At 31.0% G+C, this 23,573-nt stretch carries 16 protein-coding genes and 6 tRNA genes; 5 read left to right on the forward strand and 17 right to left on the reverse strand.

What is annotated here, in order from left to right; translation table 11 throughout:
- Positions 1-24: 24 nt before the first annotated feature.
- The 3 genes from BUB70_RS08085 to BUB70_RS08095 all read right to left on the reverse strand — a co-directional run bounded on the left by BUB70_RS08085 (position 25) and on the right by BUB70_RS08095 (position 3,405).
- Positions 25-903 carry a transglutaminase-like domain-containing protein gene (locus BUB70_RS08085; RefSeq protein WP_229742978.1) on the reverse strand — a complete coding sequence of 293 codons (879 nt, stop codon included), beginning with the start codon at positions 901-903 and terminating at the stop codon, positions 25-27.
- A 101-nt stretch (positions 904-1,004) separates the two neighbouring features.
- Positions 1,005-1,937 (reverse strand): alpha-E domain-containing protein, encoded by a 933-nt coding sequence (locus BUB70_RS08090; RefSeq protein WP_073120380.1) that lies wholly within the window; start codon positions 1,935-1,937, stop codon positions 1,005-1,007.
- Positions 1,938-1,941: 4 nt separating this feature from the next.
- Positions 1,942-3,405 carry a circularly permuted type 2 ATP-grasp protein gene (locus BUB70_RS08095; RefSeq protein ID WP_073120382.1) on the reverse strand — a complete coding sequence of 488 codons (1,464 nt, stop codon included), beginning with the start codon at positions 3,403-3,405 and terminating at the stop codon, positions 1,942-1,944.
- 506 nt (positions 3,406-3,911) lie between these two features.
- Between BUB70_RS08095 and pckA the strand changes: the two genes are divergently transcribed.
- A complete protein-coding gene (pckA, locus tag BUB70_RS08100) occupies positions 3,912-5,510 on the forward strand; it encodes a phosphoenolpyruvate carboxykinase (ATP) (RefSeq protein WP_073120383.1) in 1,599 nt (532 codons plus the stop codon).
- Between the two features lie 265 nt (positions 5,511-5,775).
- On the opposite strand, the gene BUB70_RS08105 is transcribed toward pckA, so the two are convergent.
- The 13 genes from BUB70_RS08105 to thrA form a co-directional block, all read right to left on the reverse strand.
- On the reverse strand, positions 5,776-7,524 hold the full coding sequence (locus tag BUB70_RS08105; protein WP_084730226.1) for an LVIVD repeat-containing protein: 1,749 nt from the start codon (positions 7,522-7,524) through the stop codon (positions 5,776-5,778).
- Between the two features lie 189 nt (positions 7,525-7,713).
- Positions 7,714-9,624: a family 43 glycosylhydrolase gene (locus BUB70_RS08110; protein ID WP_084730227.1), complete on the reverse strand. Its 1,911-nt coding sequence runs from the start codon at positions 9,622-9,624 to the stop codon at positions 7,714-7,716.
- 13 nt (positions 9,625-9,637) lie between these two features.
- Complete coding sequence (locus tag BUB70_RS08115; RefSeq protein ID WP_073120386.1) at positions 9,638-10,708, reverse strand: glycoside hydrolase family 43 protein; 1,071 nt, start codon at positions 10,706-10,708, stop codon at positions 9,638-9,640.
- 162 nt (positions 10,709-10,870) lie between these two features.
- A tRNA-Pro gene (locus tag BUB70_RS08120) sits at positions 10,871-10,945 on the reverse strand.
- A 43-nt stretch (positions 10,946-10,988) separates the two neighbouring features.
- Positions 10,989-11,061: transfer RNA gene (locus tag BUB70_RS08125), tRNA-Gly, on the reverse strand.
- Positions 11,062-11,098: 37 nt separating this feature from the next.
- Positions 11,099-11,171 (reverse strand) — tRNA-Gly (locus BUB70_RS08130).
- Positions 11,172-11,208: 37 nt separating this feature from the next.
- A tRNA-Gly gene (locus BUB70_RS08135) sits at positions 11,209-11,281 on the reverse strand.
- A gap of 43 nt (positions 11,282-11,324) precedes the next feature.
- Positions 11,325-11,398 (reverse strand) — tRNA-Met (locus BUB70_RS08140).
- Between the two features lie 117 nt (positions 11,399-11,515).
- Positions 11,516-12,940: a DNA recombination protein RmuC gene (gene rmuC, locus BUB70_RS08145; protein ID WP_073120388.1), complete on the reverse strand. Its 1,425-nt coding sequence runs from the start codon at positions 12,938-12,940 to the stop codon at positions 11,516-11,518.
- 21 nt (positions 12,941-12,961) lie between these two features.
- The gene (gene gcvT / locus BUB70_RS08150) at positions 12,962-14,044 is read right to left on the reverse strand and encodes a glycine cleavage system aminomethyltransferase GcvT (RefSeq protein ID WP_073120389.1); all 1,083 of its coding nucleotides are present in this window, start codon (positions 14,042-14,044) and stop codon (positions 12,962-12,964) included.
- A 79-nt stretch (positions 14,045-14,123) separates the two neighbouring features.
- Positions 14,124-15,422, reverse strand: coding sequence for a threonine synthase (gene thrC / locus BUB70_RS08155; protein WP_073120391.1), 1,299 nt, complete (start codon positions 15,420-15,422; stop codon positions 14,124-14,126).
- A gap of 85 nt (positions 15,423-15,507) precedes the next feature.
- Entirely contained in the window at positions 15,508-16,431 is a 924-nt protein-coding gene (locus BUB70_RS08160) for a homoserine kinase (protein ID WP_073120393.1), read from the reverse strand.
- Between the two features lie 75 nt (positions 16,432-16,506).
- Positions 16,507-18,960 (reverse strand): bifunctional aspartate kinase/homoserine dehydrogenase I, encoded by a 2,454-nt coding sequence (gene thrA, locus BUB70_RS08165; RefSeq protein ID WP_073120395.1) that lies wholly within the window; start codon positions 18,958-18,960, stop codon positions 16,507-16,509.
- Between the two features lie 309 nt (positions 18,961-19,269).
- On the opposite strand from thrA, the gene BUB70_RS08170 reads away from it, so the two are divergent.
- The 4 genes from BUB70_RS08170 (at position 19,270) to BUB70_RS08180 (ending at position 22,451) form a co-directional block, all read left to right on the forward strand.
- Positions 19,270-20,778, forward strand: a complete 1,509-nt coding sequence (locus tag BUB70_RS08170) for an acyl-CoA dehydrogenase family protein (protein WP_073120397.1) — start codon at positions 19,270-19,272, stop codon at positions 20,776-20,778.
- Positions 20,779-20,900: 122 nt separating this feature from the next.
- Positions 20,901-20,974, forward strand: a tRNA-Asp gene (locus BUB70_RS08175).
- 220 nt (positions 20,975-21,194) lie between these two features.
- A complete protein-coding gene (locus BUB70_RS14335; protein WP_308691380.1) occupies positions 21,195-21,491 on the forward strand; it encodes an Arm DNA-binding domain-containing protein in 297 nt (98 codons plus the stop codon).
- Between the two features lie 42 nt (positions 21,492-21,533).
- Complete coding sequence (locus tag BUB70_RS08180; protein ID WP_308691379.1) at positions 21,534-22,451, forward strand: site-specific integrase; 918 nt, start codon at positions 21,534-21,536, stop codon at positions 22,449-22,451.
- A gap of 138 nt (positions 22,452-22,589) precedes the next feature.
- Here the strand turns inward: BUB70_RS08180 and BUB70_RS08185 are convergent, their stop codons facing one another.
- A complete protein-coding gene (locus BUB70_RS08185) occupies positions 22,590-23,234 on the reverse strand; it encodes a hypothetical protein (RefSeq protein ID WP_073120400.1) in 645 nt (214 codons plus the stop codon).
- Positions 23,235-23,573 lie beyond the last annotated feature (339 nt).

A 23,573-nucleotide genomic window follows, 5' to 3' on the forward strand; every position in this document is an offset into this window, starting at 1 on the left:
AATAACAGCTCTTTTTTTAGTTGCTTATAAAGCTTTTTTATAAGCAGATATGTGATTTAAGGAAGCTAATTTATCTTGAATATATTCTTGACAAGTAACTTTAACAGTGTATTTAGTAGTGTTTTTACCTACAGTAAAAATAATTCCTTTTAAAGATGCACAATCGTTATAATCTTTTCCGTGAGCAATTTTAATATGATTAAAATCTGCTAACATATTGTTTGTAGGGTCAAAACCTACCCAACCAATATTAGGAATATAACATTCTACCCAAGAGTGAATTTCTGAGTTACCAAAATAAGATTGGTCTTGATTTAAGAATCCTGAAACATACCTTGTAGGAATATTGTGTTGTCTTGCTACTGCACAAAATAAGTGGGTAAAATCTTTAGCAACTCCTTTGTTATAATCAATAAGATCCTTTAATTCGGTTCTGATATTTGTAGCTCCAATTGTATAATAAAGAAATATAAAAACCCATTTATTCAAGGCTTTTAAGTTTTCAAAAGTTGTCTTTTTATCATCAAATAAAAAAATGTTTTTTTTATCAGAGGGTAATGTAGTTAAAACAGTATCTTTTAAAAAAGAATGATATTCAATTTTAAAAGGATCACTATTTAATTCTTCAATATCTTTTTTATAAGTTTTAGAATCTTGACTTTGAATTTCTATATTATTTTTAATCAAGGAAAATTCAGCTTCAAAAATAATATCTGTGATTTGATGTTTAGGAGTTACTTTAAAAGTATTGAATCCATAGCCGTTAATAGATTTATTGACTAAGGTGTTATATGAATCGTTAAAAATTGATGTTTCTAAAAACTGACTATCATTATTTTTAGGTTCAATTAAAAATTGCCACAAAGCATTATTCACGGGGTTTTCGTATGTATTATGGGTCACATACTTTATTTTATAATGATATTGCATAATATGTTAGTGTTATAGGTATAACGTGCAAAGTTAATATATATAACATATTAATATATAAACATTAGTTATTTTTAATGCTTAAATAACTCATCTTCAATACTTATACAGATTTCATCTAGCTCACTAATAATTTCTTGAATAAACTTATCAAAACCTATTTCAATTTCGTTAATACGTTTATAATGATATTTGGCTCTTAGTTTACCAATTAAAAAAGCAGAAGATAAACTATGATGATTTTTATTTAAATAATCAATTTGACACTTGGCATTATTTAAACAGCTCATCACTGATTTTGGACATTCTGGATTTAAGATTAAAAAATCTAAAGTGTTTTTACTTGTAGGTGCTTTTTTATAATGACGTTTCATCATGTCAAAAGACTGAATACATTTTAACAAAATAGTCCACTCATAAGAGGTGGCAAAATCTGTTTCATTTTGTACACTAAGTGCATCTTTGTATTTGGTATCTATAATTCTAATAACATCAGTAGCTCTTTCTAAATTAATTCCCAAGTGGATGATCGCATAAGTATCATCATGCATCATGGTAGTAACTATATTTGCTTTAATTTGGGAAACAGCTTTAGATACATAGGTGGTAAATTCGTCTAACCCTCTTTCAGTAAAATACTCAATGGAGTAGTTATTAATGTAATGGTGTAGTTTGTTGATTGATTCATACAATTCTGTAGAAATCATATCTCTAGCACTAGAGGCATTGTCTCTAGCCATTCTAAAATAACTTTTAATAGAAAAAATTTTCTCATCATTTAATGCGGCATCAAAAAGAACTTTTTTCTCAAATAATACCGTTTCTTTTTCTGGATCATCATCAACCATTCTAACTATAGAATTCAAAACAAATTGTCTTGATTGTGAGGTTTCGTTTGGTGCATCGAAAGAAGAAAAATAGTTCACATTTAAATATCTTGCAATGTGTTCAGTTCTTTCAAGGTATCTTCCCATCCAGAATAAATTGTTGGCTACTCTTGCTAACATAAATCTATCTTTTTAAAACCCAAGTATCCTTAGATCCACCACCTTGTGATGAGTTTACAATTAAATTTCCTTCTTTTAAAGCCACACGTGTAAGTCCACCTTTTAAAACAAATTCTTTATCTTTTCCTAAAAGTGTAAAAGTTCTTAAATCTACATGTCTAGGCTCAAAACATTGTTTTTCGTCTATAAAAGTAGCATGTGTAGATAATGCCATAATAGGTTGGGCAATATATTTTCTAGGATTTTCTTTAATTACTGCTTTTACTTTTTCGATTTCTTCTTTGGTTAATTTGTTACCAATTGAAATTCCGTATCCACCAGACTCATCTACTGGTTTTACTACCAATTTATCTATGTTATCTAACACATAAGCCAGCTCTTTAGGTCTACTACAGTGATAAGTATGTACATTGTTTAATATAGGCTCTTCATTTAAATAATATTTAATGATCTGTGGCATATAAGTATAAATAGCTTTGTCATCTGCAACTCCAGTTCCAGGTGCATTTACTAAAGTTACATTCCCTTTTTTATAGGCTGCAAACAATCCTGGAACTCCAAGTACTGAATCAGGATTAAACTCTAAAGGATCAATAAAAGCATCATCAATTCGTCTGTAAATAACATCAATTTTAACAGGTCCATAAATGGTTTTCATGTAAACAAAATCTTTTTCAATAAAAAGATCTCTACCCTCTACCAACTCTATTCCCATAGATTTTGCCAAGAAAGAATGTTCGTAATAAGCAGAGTTGTAAATACCAGGGGTAATGACTACACAGGTTGGTATGTCTACTCCAGCAGGTTTTACAGACTGCATAATTTCTAATAAGTTTTCGGAATAATTAGCTACAGGACAAGTAGGGTAGTTGTTAAATACACCAAACATGGCTCTTTTAAGAGCAACCCTATTACTAACCACATAACTAACTCCAGAAGGACAACGTATGTTATCCTCTAGCACATAATATTCACCATCAGAATGTTTGATGACATCCGTTCCAGAAATATGATTGTAAATGCCTCCGGGAGGCTCTAATCCATTCATTTGATCTAAGTAGTTTTCAGAACTACTGATCAATTCTATAGGAACAATTCCATCTTTAATAATTTGTTTTTTGTGATAAACATCGTACAAAAATAAATTTAAAGCCTTACTTCTTTGTAAAGCTCCAGATTCTATATGATCCCATTCGTCAGCGGTAATTATTTTAGGAAATAAATCAAAAGGGAATACTTTTTCTACAGTGGTTTTATCATAAACCTGAAAAGTAATCCCTTGGTTTAAGAACGATAACTTAGCTTTTTCATTTAATAATTTAAAGTCATCAACTTTATATTCATTAAATAATTTAAATAATTCTCCATAAGTATCTCTAATTTCTTTATCATTCTTAAAAATTTCATCATAAAAAACTGGATTGGTTTTATACGATGAAAATATGGGTAATATTTTTTTAGATTCCATACCTATTTGATTTATATAATAAAGAACGCATTTTTATATTTTATCAGTGAAATTTTATGACAGTTTTTAAACTGTGATATGTCAGTTTGGAGTGTTTTTTAAGTTAAAGATCTGATTATCTATTGGTTATATTGTGTTGTGTTTTTGTTAATTAATTGATAAGAACAGATAAAGTTTTAAAATTGTTAGAATTATCTTCAAATTGTGTCTAAATGATTGAAATCAAGAAGGTTTCAAATAGATACATTGCAATAAAAGGATATGTTTTGTTTCTTCTTTTTTTAATTAAAACATAGAATATTATAAAACTTAAAAAATAATGAAGGAAAATAATTAAATAAGCAATCTTCTTACGGTTTTTAGGGAATTTCTTTAAAGTTATGATAGTTAAATAATTTGTTTTTTTAGGAATTTATTTTCAAATTATGATAGATATCATATTGTTAATCAAAATAATAAGTGACCTTTAAGTATGTAAATAATTAACAATTAAAAAATAAATTGATATGGAATTTAATTTAAAACAATACGGAATTGAAGTAACCGAAATTTACAGAAACAGTAGTGTACCTGTTTTGTACGAATTAGGTTTAAGATTAGAAAAAGGAACTGCTATTTCAGACACAGGAGCTTTATTAGTGTATTCTGGAAAGAAAACAGGAAGAAGTCCTAAAGACAAAAGGATTGTAAAACATCCAGACTCAGAAAAAAATATAGATTGGGGGGATATCAATATCGATTTAGATGAACATACTTATATGGTAAATCATGAAAGAGCTATTGATTATTTAAATATTAAAGAACATTTATATGTAGTAGATGCTTATGCAGGTTGGGATCCTAATTACAGAATAAAAGTTCGTATTATTTGTACCAGAGCTTATCATGCACTGTTTATGCAAAATATGCTTATTATGCCATCCAAACAAGAGTTGACAGATTTTGGAGAACCAGATTATGTTATTTTTAATGCAGGTGGATTTAAAGCTAATAGCTATACAACTAAAATGACCTCTAAAACAAGTATTGATGTAAATTTAGAGAGAAAAGAAATTGTAATTCTAGGAACTGAATATGCCGGTGAAATGAAAAAAGGAATTTTTTCTGTCATGAATTATTTAATGCCTTTACAAGATGTTATGTCAATGCATTGTTCTGCCAATGTTGGAGAAAAAGAAGATGTAACCATTTTATTTGGACTTTCTGGTACAGGAAAAACCACTTTAAGTGCCGATCCAAAACGTAAACTAATTGGAGATGATGAACATTGTTGGACTAATGAAGGAACTTTTAATATTGAAGGAGGGTGTTATGCAAAAGCTGTTGATCTAAGTCAGGAAAAAGAACCAGATATTTTTGGAGCTATTAAATTTGGAACTGTTTTAGAAAATGTAGGATATGCTGAAGAAACTAGAAGAGTTGATTATACAGATGTTTCTATTACCGAAAACACTAGAGCTTCTTATCCAATAAATTATATTAACAATGCAAAAATACCATGTGTTGCTGGTCATCCTAAAAATATTATCTTCTTAACTTGTGATGCTTTTGGAGTGCTACCTCCTATAAGTAAACTAACTCCAGAACAAGCCAGTTATCACTTTATATCAGGATATACGGCTAAAGTTGCTGGAACAGAAATGGGAGTTACAGAACCACAAGCTACTTTTAGTGCTTGTTTTGGTGCAGCTTTTATGATGTGGCATCCTAATAAATATGCAGAGTTGTTATCTAATAAAATAAAAGAACACAATACTACTGCTTGGTTGGTAAATACTGGATGGACAGGTGGTGCTTATGGTGTTGGAAATAGAATGAAATTAAAATACACCAGAGCCATGATTGATGCCATTCATAATGAAGATTTTGGAGATGTTGAATTTGTAGTTGATGAAAATTTTGGATTCCAAATTCCTACAGTTTGTCCAAATGTTCCATCAGATATTTTAACACCAAAAAACACATGGACCGATAAAGAAGAGTACGAAAAAGTTAAAAACAAATTGATTTTATTATTCCAAAAAAACTTTAAACAATTTGAAGAAGGAGTAAACAAAGAAATTATAGAAGCAGGACCTATTGTTACAGAAAAAATAGTGTTATAAAGAATAATAAAATCAACTTTGGTTGACTTTATTAAAGAGAACAGTTTTTTAATTTATTAATAATTTTTTAGTTGGATGTAATGCAACTGAATCTTGTTTGTAAGTTAAAAAACTGTTTTTTTATAAGAACACGAGGCTTTGTTTACAGTAACTTAATTACTTTATAAAAGACAACAGCTACCTTTAAATTAGATAGCTGTCGCTTAAAAAATAGTTAAGTGTAGTTTTTAGTTAGTGTTTCTTTTATATGAAAAAAGATATTTTTTTATAATTTATTAAGCGTATCGTTATAATTACCAGTGATGGTTGGCGTTCCGTTTTTAGTAACAGTACCATATATGGTAATACTAGAATCAGACCCTATAAAATCGATAGTTACATTGTTGTTAATCATTACATCACCATAAATAGTAACAGATCCTGAAACTTTTAGATTAGCACCAGTATTAAATGTCATATTTCCATACACAACCATACTACCTTCAAGTTCTAGAATGGCATTGTCATTAATATTTAATGACAGGTATTTATTATTGTAATTTCCTTGTGCCAAAGAACCACTCATCTTAAAATGACCGTTACTGTTTATATTTAATCCATTACTTACGGCTAAAGAACCACAAAAAGTAAGGTTTGCATTTACATTTAGTCCTTGTAAACTTGTAGAACCACTATAATATTTAGATTCGTTGCTATTAATATTTAACCAAGATCCACCATTATAAGTTGTGAATTCTGGCCCGTCACAAACAATTGATGTTTCTCCAGAATTTGGATTATCTTCAACAGTTTTGATAATTTTTAAACCACCCTTTCCACTAGCTACAAAAATATATCCATTAGCACTTTGTACATAGTTGGTAGAACCATCTATGTCTAAAGTTCCTGTTTTGGTAATATTAGAAATACCTTTTTTTAAATCGTGAACTGTTAAACCAGCTGCACCATTGGCCATAAATATGTGATCTTTTTCTACAGTAACCGCATTGGTCACTACTTCATTAGGGTCTATGTTATTATCAGTTATAGTTGGTAATTCAATCGTGTTTACGGGACTTCCGTTGTCTATATTATAAATTCCTAAACCTTTTTTTCCTTCAGCAACTAAAATATTGTTATTGTAAAAATCAATGGTTCTTTTAGATTCAGCAATATCGGTGCTAGTAGGAAAATTGCTGATTTCACTTAACGTAGAACTGTTGTATACAGACACTCCATCAGTACCACTTAAGACTACAATTTTATTGTCATATTCTCCAATGGCTCTTAAATCATTTACGGAAACACTTTCTTGAAGTAATTGATTAGATATATCATATTTAGCCAACACTCCGTTTACTCCAGAAACACCATATATACCGTTTGTATTTGCTAAAACATCCGTAGCTACGTAGCTAGACATATTGATTAAAACAATATTGTCAGTTGGCAATCCATCTTCTAATTGCATTTTAATTAATACAGCAGGATTAGATTCATCAATATTTGTAGAAGAACTAGCTCCTGCAATATATAATGCATCGTTGTAATAGCTAATAGCACTAACGTCAGTATTAGGAAAAATAGCTCCTAAAGCAATACTAGGATTGTTTGGATCAGAAATATCAATAACATCAATAGCTCCTAAATATGTTGGCCCTTCAACGTTATATGATACATAAGCATATTTTTCGTGAATTACCACATGTGTTGCTCTTAGGGTTGTTTCGTTATGTATTGGGGCAGAAACTTCTGCGATTTGTACTAAAGGAATATTACTGGCTACATCATTTATGTTTGCTGCGTAAGTTTTGTATGCAACTCCAAGTTTTGATGATGTCAACTCAGGATCTTCATCTGGAGCTTCTTTAATACTTATAACTCCTGCTTTAGCAGTATTTAATCGATTTGTTTGGTTGGAGTTATTTAAGATGACTTCTTTTTCTTGATTATTAAAGTCATTATCATCATTAGAGCTACAGCTTACAGCAAAAGCAAACAATGATAAAAAACTAATAGAGATAAATTTTTTCACAATATTGATTATAATTTATAGTAAAATTAAGTTATAAAAAATATTTTAAAGTAGAATATTAGTTTATCAGAAATATACTGTAGATGAATGGTTGTTTTATGTGGTTAAATGGCAATATATAGCAGGTTGAAAAATGTGTTATATTTAAAAAAAAACTCCTGTGAAAACAGGAGTTTTTTTTTAAATAAATTATTTATAAATTCCCTTAGTAGTCATTTGTATAGGTTTTATAGTTCCATTTTTGTTGTATTCTAACTTTTCTATACAAACAGATCTGCTATAACTGCTTCCATCGGTTTGGATAGCCCCATTATGATAAATAAAGTATGTTTTTCCTTTAAAATCTACGATAGCCTGATGATTGGTATTACTATTTCCTGCAATTTCATTTAAAATTCCTTTGTACTCATAAGGACCTTCGATGTTATCTGCCATAGCATATGCAATTTTTTCAGGAAATCCAGAAGCATAACTTAGATAGTATTTCCCTTTGTACTGGTGTACCCATGGAGCTTCAGTAAAATCAAAATCTTTAAAATTAATTTGTTTGATATCTCCGTCAATTTCTATCATGTTATCTTTTAACTTGGCATAATAACATTCTCTATTTCCCCAAAAAATCCAACTTTGACCATCTTCATCAGTGAAAATTGCGGGATCTATACAAGCCCATGAATGTGTTGAAGCAAAACAATCTTCATTGGTTAGTAATGGTTTTCCTAGAGCATCTTTAAAAGGTCCTTGGGGATTATCTGCAACTGCGACTCCAATACCACTCCAATTGGTACTAATATACCAGTAATATTTTCCGTTTTTTTCTATTACATGCCCTGCATAGGCATCACCACTTTTTGCCCAAGAAAAATCTGTAATGTCAAGTGGAGTAGGGTGTTCTGTCCAGTTTTGCATATCTTTTGTAGAAAACACACACCAATCTTTCATTTTATACCCCCTTTGTCCTCCAGCAAAATCATGTCCTGCGTATAACCATAGTGTTTTATCAACTACAATTGCAGCAGGATCGGCGGTGTATTTATGTGTAATAATTGGATTTCCCTCGGATTTAAATTGATAAGTTTCTTGTGGTAATAATTCTTTAGGAACTCCTCCCCATTTTTGGTTTAATTTTTTGGCTTCTTCTCTTGTAATTCCAATCACACTTCCATGTCTAGGGAAGAAGTTTTTGGTAAAGGATTCTGGCTTTTTGGTAAAGTTGTATAAGTCTTTACTTCTTTGGAATTCATATCTACCACTAGAATATAAATCATACATTAAAATGTATTCATCAGTATTGTTAAGTTTAAAAACGGAAGAACCTTCTACTGTTGTTTTTTGGTTAGCATAAAAATCTATGTATTCAAAACTTTCTTTCCAAGGTCCATATAAAGATTTACTAGTAGCTTGTTTGATTCCATTTTGAATTTCTTTTCCATTCTTATCTTTGGTATTTCCTTTATAAAATAGGTGATACGTACCATCTTTATAAATAATATCACTATCTATAGCTCCATCTTTAGCGCTGTATAAAAGAGTAGGAGCGCTCTCAAAACCTGTAAAATCATCATTGGCATAAGCCCCATAAAAATCCAGTTTTAAGTTGTAATTAAAACGGATGGTAAAATAAACTAAGTATTTTTTTACCACAGGATCATAAATAGTTTGCGGAGCCCAAACCCATTTGATGTCTTTAAATTTTACAGGATATTGCTTTTCTAAATCTATCACAGAGGAAGTCCAGTCAATTAAATTATTAGAGTGTAGTAAGGTAATTCCTGGGTTGTGATCCCAACCATTTTTACGGGTATACATATCTGTGGCAACCATGTAAAAATCATTGTTTTCTCCTCTTAAAATATGAGGGTCTCTAACTCCGCCTGTGTTAGATATTTTATCTGAAGGAATTATAGGTTGGTTATTGTTTAGAGCATTCCAGTGAATGGCATCATCACTAACTGCAAAACGAATTTGTTCTTGTTTTTCTCCAGGACCTTTTCCTTCAAAATAAGCAAATAAATAACCTTCAAGATTTTTATTTTGTGCAAATAATGATGATAAACTTAAGACCGTAAAAAGGATAGTTTTTATAAAATATTTATTCATATTATTTAATGTTTTACTTGTTAATAGAAAAATTCATATTCCAATATTTGGCAAGTTTTAAAGCTTCTTTTTTTGAAATAGAAATTACAGAACCATGTTTAGGTGAGGTAAAATTTGTTGTTTTCATAACGCCCTCATTAAAATGTCCAAGATTTTTAAAGTTGACAAAATCTGTGGTTTCTACAAATCCAAAATTATGAGGATTTATACTAAAGATATCGTACATCAATACCCATACATCTTTCCCGTTTCGTTTCCACATATTAGGAGCTTCGCAAGAACCTGGTTCAAAATCTATCCATTTAGGGTTGTATGTATATCCTTTGTTAATTTCATCAGAAAAAGCAACTCTAATTCCTCCTGGATTTTCTTGAGCTACATAAGTCATACAATAACGACCGTCTGGCATTTGAATAATATCAGCATCTAGTACTTGAACTTTTTCATTAGGATAGTCAAATAAAAGTTTTGGTTGGGTAGTGATTTTTGTAAAATCATCATTAGCATAAGCATAGTACATTTTAGTTAATCCATGAGCCATTCTCATGGTAAAATACACCATCATTTTGTCCTCTTTTGGATCATAAATTGTTTGTGGAGCCCATGCACAACCTATTTCTTTTAGTTCCTCAAAAGCTTCATCAAAAAGAAAGTTGCTGTGAGTCCAATGAATCAAATCATAAGATTTCATCATTACAAAACCTCTATTATTTCCCCAATCATATTTTTCAGAAGGTCTTTCCCATTCAGTATCTCTATAACCTAATTTTTTAGCAAAAAGGTGTAAATCAGTCATCACTAAATAATAAGCACCATCCTTTCCTTTGGTTATATGGGGATCTCTAATTCCTTTTTGGCTAGCAATAGTATCACCAGCAATTACTGCTTTTCCATTGTTAATATCAGTAAACGTGTAACCATCAGAACTTAATGCAATATGTAGGCTATGGTCATCATCTTTAAAGTAAGTCATTAAATATGCAGATGAGTCATCTTTGTTTGTTGTTTTTAAAGATTGACATCCAGATAATGATGTAATTAATATTGTTATAAATAACAATGTTTTTAATGAAGTCGTTTTCAAGGCTTATGTTTTTAAATTTGATAAAAACAAATATAAGTGTTTTTGTAACACTTATATATGAGGAGAACAAAAAATGTTATAAAAAAGGAGTTGGTAGGGAATATGTAAAGGAGTAGTTATAAAAAATAAAAGCCTATGAAAATTAATTTTCATAGGCTTTTGTCGGGGTGGCAGGATTCGAACCTGCGACCTCCTCGTCCCAAACGAGGCGCGATGACCGGGCTACGCTACACCCCGAATAGTCATCTAAAAAAAAACACCAACTTAATGGTGTTCTTAGAGCGAAAGACCGGGTTCGAACCGGCGACATTCAGCTTGGAAGGCTGACGCTCTACCAACTGAGCTACTTTCGCATAATTAAATATATTTATAGTTTTATATAAAACTTAGAGCGAAAGACCGGGTTCGAACCGGCGACATTCAGCTTGGAAGGCTGACGCTCTACCAACTGAGCTACTTTCGCATACTGTAAATATACTTAATTATTTTTAAAAAACTAGAGCGAAAGACCGGGTTCGAACCGGCGACATTCAGCTTGGAAGGCTGACGCTCTACCAACTGAGCTACTTTCGCTTATTTTTTTATTTGGTAATCATCTTTTTAAAAGAACTTTTAGTAGCGAAGACGGGAGTTGAACCCGTGACCTCAGGGTTATGAATCCTGCGCTCTAACCAACTGAGCTACCTCGCCATTGCGGATGCAAATATAAAGCATAACTCTGTTATGACAAAACAAAATTTTAACTTTTTTTTAGTGTTTTTTTAGTTGATTTACTATCAATTTGTTACAATAAAAAAAGAGGATAAACTATTCTTCTTCTCTGGCTCTTTCTAGTAATCTTTGGTTGAATTCTTTACTATTTGTTTTAATTCCTAACTGTTTTAGGTTTTCAACTTTTACAATTAAATTTCCTCTACCGGTTAATTTTTTCATAGTAGTGTCATAAGTTCCTTCTACCGTTTTTAATTGTTTTCCTAATTTTATTAACTCTTCGGTAAGCCCTACAAATTGTTCATACAAACGAGAAGCTTGTAAGGCAATTTCCATAGCATTTTTTTGTTGCTTTTCATTTTTCCACATACTTTCAATAGTACGCAAAGTAGCCAGTAAAGTACTAGGGGTTACAATTACAATATTTTTAGCAAAAGCTTTGTTGTACAGCTCGTTGTCTTGTTCTAAAGCTAAAGCAAATGCTGGCTCTATTGGAATAAACATCAATACAAAATCAGGAGATTCTATTTGATATAATTCTGAATATTTCTTTGCACTTAATTGTTCTATATGTCTGTTTAATGATAACAAATGCTCTTTGGCATATTGAGTTCTTTCTAATTCATCATCAGAGCTGACTAACTTTTCATAAGCGGTTAGTGTAACTTTAGAATCTACAATCATCTTTCGATTGTCGGGTAGGTTGATGATGACATCTGGTCTTAAACGAGTTTTAGATTCCATGTCAGTATCAAAACTTTTTTCTAACTCGTATTCTCTTCCTTTTTCTAAACCTGATTTTTCTAACACACGTTCCAAAATCATTTCTCCCCAGTTTCCTTGGGTTTTGCTGTCTCCTTTTAATGCTTTGGTCAAGTTTTCAGCATCTTTACTCATTTTATTATTTAAGTCTTTTAAGCTTTCAATTTGCTGTCTTAAACCTGAGTTTCTGTCGATACTTTCTTTATTGGTGTCTTCAACTTTTTTCTCAAAAGATTGAATTTTTTCTTGAAGTGGTTTTAAAATATCATTGATATTTTTCTGATTTTGATCTGAAAAAGTTTTAGATTTTTCTTCTAAAATTTTATTGGCTAAGTTTTCAAATTCTTTGGTGAATTTTTCTTGGAGCTTTTCAATTTCAGCTTTGTTCTCTCTTAAATCAGTAGTTAGTTCTTCTGTTTTGGCATTGGCTCTTTCTAAAGAAACAGCTAATAGCTCTTTTTCTTTAGAAAGTTCTGCTAATTGTTCTTCTTTTTGATGACGAAGTTGCTCTAAATCTGTTTTAGCATTTTCAATCAATCTTTCTTGTTCTTTTTTACTTTCTAACAATGATTGTTCTAATCTTGCGATGTTTTCCTTTGCATTGTTTTGTTGATATTCTATTTCCTTTTGTAATAAATTGATTTTTTCGTTAGCAGATGCTAAGTCTTTTTCAGCTTGTAATCCACTAATTTTTTTAGCAATTACAAAACCAATCCCCCCACCTATTAAAAGACTTAATAGTATATATATCATTTCCATAAAAAAAGAGTCTTTAGTTGATTATCCTTTGTAAAAAGGCAGTTTTACCACTTTGGCTTTGATTTGTTTTTTTCTAACTTCAATATAAATTTCATCACCTATTTTACTGTTCTCGGTAGTTACATATCCCAAACCAATGGCTTTGTTTAAACTAGGAGACATGGTTCCAGAAGTAACAATTCCAATTTCATTTCCATCAGCATCTACAATAGGGTAATCATGTCTTGCAATTCCTTTGTCAACAATTTCAAAACCGACTAATTTTTTAGAAACTCCATTTTCTTTTTGAGCTAAGATGTTTTCTTTGTTGATAAAATCTTTATTGAATTTTGTTACCCAACCCAAACCAGCTTCAATAGGAGAGGTCGTATCATTTATGTCGTTCCCGTATAAACAATACCCCATTTCTAACCGTAGCGTATCACGAGCAGCCAATCCAATAGGTTTGATTCCGAATTCTTTTCCAGCTTCAAATACTTTATCCCATACTTGAGCTACTTCATCATTTTTACAATAAATTTCAAAACCACCCGCACCAGTATATCCGGTAGCAGAAATAATAACATGTTCTATACCTGCAAAATCTCCTACCACAAATTTGTAAAAAGGAATAGCAGTCAAATCAACAGAAGTTAAACTTTGTAAAGCTTCAATGGTTTTAGGACCCTGAATAGCCAATAAAGAATATACATCAGAAAGATTTTTCATGGCCACATTTAAGTCATTATGTTTTTCTATCCAATTCCAATCTTTTTCAATATTAGAAGCATTTACCACTAAAAGATATAATTCTTCTTTTACACGGTAAATTAACAAATCATCTACAATTCCGCCTTCCTCATTAGGCATACAAGCGTATTGTGCATCACCGATAGCTAATTTACTAGCATCGTTTGAGGATATTTTTTGAATCAAGCCCAAAGCATTAGGACCTTCTAATAAAAATTCTCCCATGTGTGAAACATCAAAAACCCCAACAGCAGTTCTAACGGTTTCATGTTCTGCTTTAACTCCTTCGTATTGTACAGGCATGTTGAATCCTGCAAAAGGAACCATTTTAGCTCCTAATTGTTCGTGTATATGCGTAAGTGCTGTATTTTTCATTGAAATTGATTATGAGAAACAAAAATAAATAAAAAAATCCCCAAAAAGGGGATTTTGATGTGGTGTATATGCACAGATATTAAGATTTTAAAAAATCTGTCAATCCTTTGTAGTCTGAAATTTTAATAGACACTTTTGGTTTGTCAATTACAGCTTTAATTTGCTCTGGTAATTCTATAGTTTCTGCGACTCCAGGATATAAAACATCCATAAATTTAACAGGGTGTGCAGTTTCTAAAAACACTCCTTGCGTATTCTCAGCAGTTTTTAAATAATTTTTTAAAGCCAAGTAACCAATAGCACCATGTGGTTCTGCTACATAATTGAACTTTTTATATAAGTGTCCCATGGCAGCAGTTGCTTCCTCATCGGTATAAGAATATCCTTTTAAGTTGCTACGTAATTTTTCTACATCAAAATCGTGTAGTTTTTCTATTCTGATAAAATTACTCGGTGCACCAACATCCATTGCATTAGAAATGGTTGCAATAGTAGGTTTTGGTTCGTATTTACCAGATTCTAGATAAGCAGGAACGACTCTATTTACGTTAGTACCTGTAATGAATTCTTTGATGTGCAATCCTAATTTTTGAGCAATCATTCCTGCACAAATATTTCCAAAGTTTCCACTAGGAACAGAAAATACAATGTCTTTTGATTTGTCTTTTAATTGCTTGTAAGCAAAGAAAAAGTAAAAAGCTTGTGGTAACCAACGAGCAACATTGATAGAATTTGCAGAAGTTAATGTTCTATATTCTTTTAAAGATTCATCTAAAAACGCAGTTTTTACCATGTCTTGACAATCGTCAAAAGCACCATCAACTTCTAATGCGGTAATGTTTTGTCCCAAGGCGGTTAATTGTTTTTCTTGTACATCAGAAACTTTACCGCTAGGGTATAAAATCACAACATTTACTCCTTGAACACCTAGAAACCCACTAGCTACAGCACCTCCTGTATCTCCAGAAGTAGCCACTAATACAGTGATGTCTTTGTCGTTTTTTTCTTTTTGATTAAAGTATCCTAAACAACGAGCCATAAAACGACCACCAACATCTTTAAATGCCATGGTTGGACCGTGAAATAACTCTAAAGACCCTATATTTTCTTCAATAGGAACTACAGGGAAGTCAAAACACAAAGTTTCTTCTATAATTTGTTTTAAATCTTGTTCAGGAATTTCATCACCTACAAATTGTTTGATAACTTCATAAGCAATTTCGTTATTGCTGTAATGGTCTAAATTATCAATAAATTCTTTTGATAATGGTGTAATACTTTCAGGAAAATACAAACCTCTGTCTGGAGCAATTCCATTAACAACAGCATCTCTAAATGAGACTTCAGGAGCATTTTCGTTTAAACTAAAATATTTCATTTTTTTTATGTTGATGTGTTTATTCGTGTAATTGTTTATTCGTTTTTATCAGTTCAACGAATAAGCAATTACACGTATACACTTATTATAAAATTTTTATTCCTTGATCGTTAATTTTTGAGATGTGAACATCATATGCAACCCCAACTTTATCATAAACAGCTTTCATGGCTTCAGCTACTTTCATAGCGGTTTCTTCCCCTTTACTTAAAGCAAAAATAGAAGGTCCAGAACCAGAAATACCAGAACCCAAAGCACCAGCATTTTTACATTCTTCTTTTACTTTATCAAAAGCAGGAATTAAAATAGAACGAATTGGTTCTACAATTTCATCATGTAATGAACGAGATAGTAATTCGTAATCTTCCGTATATAAGGCACTTACTAAAGCTCCAATATTTCCCCATTGAGTAATGGCTGTTTTTAATCTTAATTTACTTTTTAAGATTTGTCGAGCATCAGCAGTTTTTACTTCAATTTGTGGGTGAATGACTGTTGCATATAACAATGAAGGTGTGTTTAATTTGATGACATCTAATGGAGAAGTAGAACGTACCAATGTAAATCCACCCAATAGGGCAGGAGCAACATTGTCAGCATGTGGAACACCACTTGCTAATTCTTCACCTTTCATAGCGAATTCAATCAAATCATGATTACTAAATGGTTTTCCTAACAATTCATTTACCCCATAAACAGCACCAGCACTACTTGCAGCAGAACTACCAATTCCACTACCTGGTTTGATGTTTTTGTAAATTTCAATTTCAAAACCATCAGTAGTATTGTTTAACTTTTCTAGCATGGCTAAAACAGCCACACCTGCTACGTTTTTTTCGGTAGCCAAAGGTAAATCTTGTCCTATTATTTTAGTGATTTTTACCCCAGGAGTATCTACTTTGCGAATCACCATTTCATCACCTGTGGTGTCTAAACAAAGTCCTAAGACATCAAATCCACAAGAAACGTTGGCAATAGTACCTGGGCAAAATAATTTTATTTCTTTCATTTTTTATTTAGTATTGAGTACTGAGAACAGAGTAATGAGATACTCTATACTTAGTACTATGTACTCATTACTTTTTTAACCTTTCCCAATTCTAATAATATCAGCAAAAATACCAGAAGCAGTTACATCAGCTCCTGCACCAGCTCCTTTAACTATTAAAGGAAACTCAGGATATCTTTCTGTAAAAAACAATACAATGTTATCACTTCCTTGTAGGTTTGAGAATGGATGTTTACTATCTACTTCTTGCAAAGAAACATTTGCTTTACCATTTACAAATTCAGCTACATATTTTAATTCAGCATTGTTTGCCGCTGCTTTTTCTTTGATGGCTTCAAAATGAGCAGCCTCAGACACTAATGTCTTTTTAAAATCTGCAATTGATTCCGCCTCTAAACTTACTTTAGGCAAGAAAGATTTGTTTTCAATATCTTCTAAATTCATTTTAGCACCGCTTTCACGAGCCAAAATTAAAATTTTACGGGCAACATCTACACCACTTAAATCAATTCTTGGGTCTGGTTCAGTATATCCTAATTCTCCAGCTTGATCTACTATTTCTGCAAAATTAGCATCTCCAACAAAAGAGTTAAAGATAAAGTTTAAAGATCCTGAAGCCACCGCTTGAATTTTGATGATTTGATCTCCAGATTGCACCAAGTTATTTAAAGTGTTGATGATTGGTAATCCAGCTCCAACATTGGTTTCGAACAAATAAGGAGCATTGTATTCTTGAGATAATCTTTTTAACTCAGCATACACACTGTATTCTGATGAAGCGGCAATTTTGTTACAAGTCACCACTCCAATACTTTCTTTTAAATAACTAGCATATAAACCAGCAATGGTTGCATTGGCAGTATTGTCTACAAATACACTATTACTTAAGTTCATTTCTTTTACATGTTCGTGGAATAAATCAAGATTTAATTCCTCACCATTGTCAATTAAGTTTTGTTTCCAATCAGTAGAAATATCAATTCCTTCTTCGTTGAAAATCATTTTTTTAGAATTTGCCATTCCAACAACTTCTATACTTAACTGTAATTTATCTAATAAATAAGCTTTTTGCTTTTCTATTTGTTCTAGTAATTTTCCTCCAACGTTACCAACACCTACTACAAATAGGTTTAATTTGGTAATGTGACCTTCAAAAAATTCAGCATGTAAACCGTTTAATGCTTTTTTAACATTTTTGGCATCAATAACTGTAGAAATATTTCTTTCTGAAGCTCCTTGAGCAATGGCGTGAATATTTACGTTGTCTTTTCCTAAAGCACTAAACATTCTACCACTAATTCCTTGATGACTTTTCATTTCTTCTCCAACAATAGCTACAATAGCCATATTGGTTTGTGTGTGTAAAGGATCAATTTTTCCTAAGCTTAATTCAAAAGCAAATTCATCTTGAATAGCCAATTCAGCTTTTTCAACATCATTTCCATCAATAGCGATACAAATAGAATGTTCTGAAGAAGCTTGAGTAATTAAGATCACATTTACTTTTTTCTCAGACAAAGCACTGAACAATCTTTTAGAAACTCCTGGAATTCCAATCAATCCATTACCTTCTACAGTTGCTAAGGCAATATTGTCTATATGACTAATTCCTTTTACCACACCACCCCCTTTGATGTTTTCATTGGTAATAAAAGAACCTGCATCTTCTGGATGAAAAGTATTCTTTATATATAAAGGAATGTTTTTAGTCATGACAGGTTGAACAGTTGGTGGATATAAAACTGAAGCTCCAAAATGAGACAATTCCATCGCCTCACTATAAGACAAAGTTTTAATAGGTTCTGCTTGTTTTACCAATTTAGGATTGGCAGTGTACATTCCACTTACATCTGTCCAAATTTCTAATTGTTCTACTTCTAAAGCAGCCGCCAAAATAGCAGCAGTATAATCAGAACCACCACGACCTAAAGTAGTTTTTTCTCCTTGTTGGTTACAAGCAATAAAACCAGGTAAAACAGTAATGTTATGATTGTGATTAGCAAAATATTCTTTGATGTTGTTATCTGTAACATCAATAATAGGAGCTGCATTTCCATAATTATTATTGGTAATAATTAATTCACCACTATTTTTATAAACAGCATCAATTTCTTGACATTGTAAAGCTTTGGTAATAATAAAAGTTGATAAAAACTCTCCATAACTAACAATAGTATCATTAGTCTTTGCAGAAAGTTCTTGCAATAAAAACACACCTTCAAGAATGTTTTCTAATTCATTAAATATTTTTTTAACACCACTTAATACACCACTTTGATTGTTAACCGGAATTAATTCACGAACAATATCAAAATGATTGTTTTCTAATTCGCTTAAACCAACGTTATAAGTGTCGTCTTGCTTTTGTGCTTTTGATGCAATGTTGATTAAAGCATCAGTAGTTTTGTTAATGGCAGAAAAAACGACTGCAATTTGATTGTTTTCGCTGCTTGATTTTAAGATATCAATAACGCGATTAATATTTGCTGCTGAGGCGATTGAAGAACCACCGAATTTTAAAATTTTCATATGAATTGAGGAATGATTGAGAAAAAAAACAGTACTTGATTTTTAATGAAAGTCATATCAATTAAAGTACAAGATTTTACGGTTTATATATATAAATAACAAAGACAACCCCAAAGGGTAGTAAAGAAAGAAGTTGTTAAATATGTAGTCTCTGTATTTTTCACGCATCAAAATTAAGAAATTATTTAAAACAGCACCTTTAATTTTTATAAAATTAATTATAAATAAGGCAATAAAAACTTTGATATTCCATATATAGTTATAAGAATTGTATATTTGCGACATTATTAAATTAGACAATTACAATTTATGTCAATAAAAGATATTACAAATATTTCTTATGATACCTTTTTAAAAGATTTCAAAGATACTTTAAAAAGCGTTTTTTATGAGAAAGATGATATTCAGAAGTTTAGCCAATTAAGAGGGTTTCCATCTTTGGTTTTTAGAGATATCATGGCTAAAAAACCCTTATCAGTAGCAATTCCTACCGAATATGGGGGAAGAGGCGTAAAGGTAAAAGAGTGTTTAGGGGTTTTAGAAGCTGCTTCATATGAGTCTTTACCACTTTCTTTAACTTTTGGAATTAACATTGCTTTGTTTTTAGAGCCTGTAGCTAAATATGCCAAACCAGAAGTAAAAGTACCAATTTTTAAACGTTTCTTAGAAGAAAGAAACATGGGAGGATTGATGATTACAGAGCCTAGTTTTGGATCTGATGCTTTAAGCATGGAAACATCAAACACCTTTAAAGATGGAAAATACCATATTGAAGGATATAAGCACTGGCAAGGATTAACGGGATTAGCTGATTATTGGTTAATTACTTCTCGTAAAAAAGGAGAAGATGGAAGATTAGGTAGGGATATCGATTTTTTTATTGCTGATAACCAAGATCCAGAACAAAGAGTAATTGTTGATGAATATTACAACAATGCTGGTTTGTATGCTATTCCTTATGGAAATAACAAATTAGATTTAAAGGTTCCTGAAAATCAGAAATTAGAAGGAGGAAGCACAGGTATTAAGTTAATGTTAGACTTGTTACATCGTTCTAGAATGCAATTTCCTGGTATGGCCATGGGATTCATAAAAAGAATGATGGATGAAGCTATTGAACACTGTAGCAATAGAATAGTAGGAGGTAAAAACTTACTGGCTTTAGACAAAGTAAGAGAGCAAATAGCTAATATTCAATCTGCTTTTACAGTTTGTTCTGCAATGTGTGCAAGAAGTTCTGAACATAGTGGAATAGACAATGAATTAGCAATGGATCAGGTGGAAGCAAATAGTATGAAATCTGTGATTACAGATATGATGCAGTTTTCGGCACAAACATTAGTTCAGTTATCAGGTTCTTCAGGTTATAAAGAAGAAAATATTGGAGCTAGAGGAATTATGGATAGTAGAGCGTTTATGATTTTTGAAGGATCAAACGAAATGTTATATACTCAGATTTCAGAAGCTGTAATGAAATTGATGAAACGTCAGAAAGTCACTAATTTATTTGAGTTTCTAAAAGGATACGATTTGACAATTAAATCTTCAGATTTCTTTAAAGATGTCTTAAATTTTAATTTAAACATGGAGCTACCACAACGTAAAATGGTAGACTTAGGAAAAATTATTGGTAGAGTTGTTTCTGCTAATTTTGTAATTGATTTAGGGGTTAAGGGATTTAGATCTGATTTGGTTTCAGAATGTATTACTTCTTTAAAACATGAAGTAACTGCATGCGTAAGTTCTTTAACGTTTCAAGAAAATACAAACTTAATTACTGATTATAAACAAGATAGTACTTGGTTGAACTTAGTGTAAGATTTTGTCAATAGGAGATAGGGATAGCGATGTTTTTACATCGCTATTTTTTTTTAAAAAAGTTTTATTTTTTTGTTGTGTAAATGTAAAAAGGTTGTATATTTGCCACCGCTAACAGCAACGGTCTGGTAGTTCAGCTGGTTAGAATACCTGCCTGTCACGCAGGGGGTCGCGGGTTCGAGTCCCGTCCAGACCGCAAGAGAAACATCAAACTATTACAAAACCTTATAAACATTATGTTTGTAAGGTTTTTTTATTTGTGATGATTTGAATGAAAACCAAAATATTTCATATATTAGGTCAGTAATTCGGTTAGTACAATTTAAACCTTAAAAATACTAACCTCTTTACCTTGAAAAGATACTATTAGTTTGATTTGACTTTCGTCCAATGTTTCACCACAAAAGACGATTACTATGTTATCATCAAACACTTATTCATTACTTACCTGGTTGTACACGCAAAAAGTTGAACCAGGATTTGCAATTATTTATTTTAGAATTACTATCAATTCTAAACGAGCTAACATTAGTTTAAATAAGAAAATTAAAATTGATTCTTGGGATAATTCTAAGTCGAAAGCACGTGGGAATACTCAAGATACTCGAATTTTAAATCATTTTTTAAAAGAAGAAGAATCAAAAATCGCTAATTCCTATAGAGAGTTAGAATTAGAAGGGAAACTCATCACAGCTCAATTAGTAAAGGCTTGATATCTAGGAACCGACCAAAAGCATAAAACTTTACAAGATTTAGTGACTTATCACAATCAATTTGTAGAGAAAAAAATCCATAAAAATACGTTACGTAGTTACAAGACTTCTCAAACTTATCTTTTTTCCTATTTAAAAGAATTACTAAAAACTACCGATTTATATCTTAAAGAATTGGACTATCAATTTTTATTGGGATTTGAATCATATCTACGCAATTACAAGCCTACCAATGGACAAACAAGCATTCAGAACAATACGGTAATGAAACACATTCAAAGACTCCGTAAAATGGTTAAAATGGCTGTTGAAATGGGATGGATTAATAAAGACCCTTTTATAAGGTTCTCTCCTACTATCGAAAAGAAACAACGAGAATATTTATCGGAAACAGAATTAGAGAAAATTCAAAACTATCATTCAAACATTTCAAGATTACGTTTGGTTAAAGATCTGTTTTTATTTAGTTGTTATACAGGTTTATCATACATCGATATTAGAAATTTATCTTCAGATAATATTGTAAAAGGAATTGATGGTGATAATTGGATATTTACAAAAAGACAAAAAACAGGAACTTCTGTAAAAGTTCCTTTGTTGAAACCTGCTGAAAACATCATAAATTCATATTACGAAAACTTACGTGTTTTACATTCAAAACTATTACTACCAACTATTTCCAATCAAAAAGTAAATAGCTATTTAAAAGAAATTGCAGATTGTTGTGGAATTACTAAGAATTTAACATTTCATATGGCACGTCATACCTTTGCTACAACAGTTACTTTATCTAATGGAATCCCTATTGAAACGGTCTCAAAAATGTTAGGACATACCAAGTTGTCTACCACCCAGATTTACGCAAAAATTGTAGACAAAAAAGTAAGTGAAGATATGAGTATTCTTAGAACTAAATTTTCAGAAAACTCATATTTGACACAAGAAGTTAAAGTTTCATAGTGCTCAATTAAGAAAAGTGGGGACTTAAGTCCCCCGTGCAGCAAATCTCTGTACTTCTTGTGCAGAGTGATTTAGTACTTTTTCTATAGTAGCAATTGTATTTATTTCGTAAAGATAGCGAAACCTGTTTGGGATAAATTATTTTTGGGTTTCAATTTTGTTTAATCTTTTATTTAATTCTAGAATCTCTTTTTGTTGTTGTATAGTATACAAAGTCAATTCCTCAATCTTTTGTAACAACTTATTAGTCATTTCCGAAACTTTTAAGTCATTTTTTTTAAACTCTTCAGCAGATGGTATTTCAGGTAAGTGTCTGTTTTGTTTAATGTAATTTTCAACTTCAGTTAACGGTTTTAATTTATAATCCTCATCAAATACCCAATCTGCAGCATCACTTAAACTTACTTTTACTTCTTTAGACCAAATAGTTCCATTGACAGAGAGCTCATGTTTAGGATCTGTGATTCTTATTCCAATATTTCCATTTTGATGAATTCTTAATCGTTCATTTCCTTTAGTACCAATAGCTATTGCATAACCTGTATATGAAAGATATGCTTCTTGAGTGTTATCAGTTCTTTTAAAAGAAAAGAATTTTTGTTCTTCATTAGATATTCCTTCTAGTAAAGGAATACTACCATTTCCGTTTCCTTTGACATGTAATGGTCTAAGTGGTGTAATTCCAATCCCTACATTACCATTAGGTAATTCAATAATTTGCGCATTTAGCGTAACTATAAATAGGAGTGAAGAAAAGATATTTAATATAGTAGTCTTTTTCATGGTTTATTTTTTAGTGTTAAGTATAATTTTTTCTAAAACTTGTAATCTGTTTTCTAAAGATTTTTCCTTTTTATTTTGTGTATTTATTTTTTTTTCTTGTTCAATAGCATAAAGAGTCAATTCCTCAATCTTCTGTAAAAGTTTGTGTATATGATACAATAGATCATAGAAACAGTGCTCCTGAGAAAAAGTATTGTTTTTTCATAGTTTTTTTAACAAGTATAAGGAAGTAAATCTATTTTAAAAAAAAAAAGTGCCATAAAAAATGATTGCTTTTTATGACAAATGATGTTAATTTCCAATTTACTCAGATAGTTATTGAGCTCTTTTAGCCCTAAT

It is taken from the genome of Wenyingzhuangia marina (assembly GCF_900130035.1).
GTDB lineage: Bacteria > Bacteroidota > Bacteroidia > Flavobacteriales > Flavobacteriaceae > Wenyingzhuangia > Wenyingzhuangia marina.

What these genes read in the sequence shown, in the direction of transcription:
- pckA (WP_073120383.1), top strand. Translation starts at nt 3,912, where the DNA reads ATGGAATTTAATTTAAAACAATACGGAATTGAAGTAACCGAAATTTAC.
- BUB70_RS08095 (WP_073120382.1), bottom strand. Translation starts at nt 3,405, where the DNA reads ATGGAATCTAAAAAAATATTACCCATATTTTCATCGTATAAAACCAAT.
- BUB70_RS08090 (WP_073120380.1), bottom strand. Translation starts at nt 1,937, where the DNA reads ATGTTAGCAAGAGTAGCCAACAATTTATTCTGGATGGGAAGATACCTT.
- thrC (WP_073120391.1), bottom strand. Translation starts at nt 15,422, where the DNA reads ATGAAATATTTTAGTTTAAACGAAAATGCTCCTGAAGTCTCATTTAGA.
- thrA (WP_073120395.1), bottom strand. Translation starts at nt 18,960, where the DNA reads ATGAAAATTTTAAAATTCGGTGGTTCTTCAATCGCCTCAGCAGCAAAT.
- rmuC (WP_073120388.1), bottom strand. Translation starts at nt 12,940, where the DNA reads ATGGAAATGATATATATACTATTAAGTCTTTTAATAGGTGGGGGGATT.
- BUB70_RS14335 (WP_308691380.1), top strand. Translation starts at nt 21,195, where the DNA reads ATGTTATCATCAAACACTTATTCATTACTTACCTGGTTGTACACGCAA.
- BUB70_RS08170 (WP_073120397.1), top strand. Translation starts at nt 19,270, where the DNA reads ATGTCAATAAAAGATATTACAAATATTTCTTATGATACCTTTTTAAAA.
- gcvT (WP_073120389.1), bottom strand. Translation starts at nt 14,044, where the DNA reads ATGAAAAATACAGCACTTACGCATATACACGAACAATTAGGAGCTAAA.
- BUB70_RS08185 (WP_073120400.1), bottom strand. Translation starts at nt 23,234, where the DNA reads ATGAAAAAGACTACTATATTAAATATCTTTTCTTCACTCCTATTTATA.
- BUB70_RS08160 (WP_073120393.1), bottom strand. Translation starts at nt 16,431, where the DNA reads ATGAAAGAAATAAAATTATTTTGCCCAGGTACTATTGCCAACGTTTCT.
- BUB70_RS08110 (WP_084730227.1), bottom strand. Translation starts at nt 9,624, where the DNA reads ATGAATAAATATTTTATAAAAACTATCCTTTTTACGGTCTTAAGTTTA.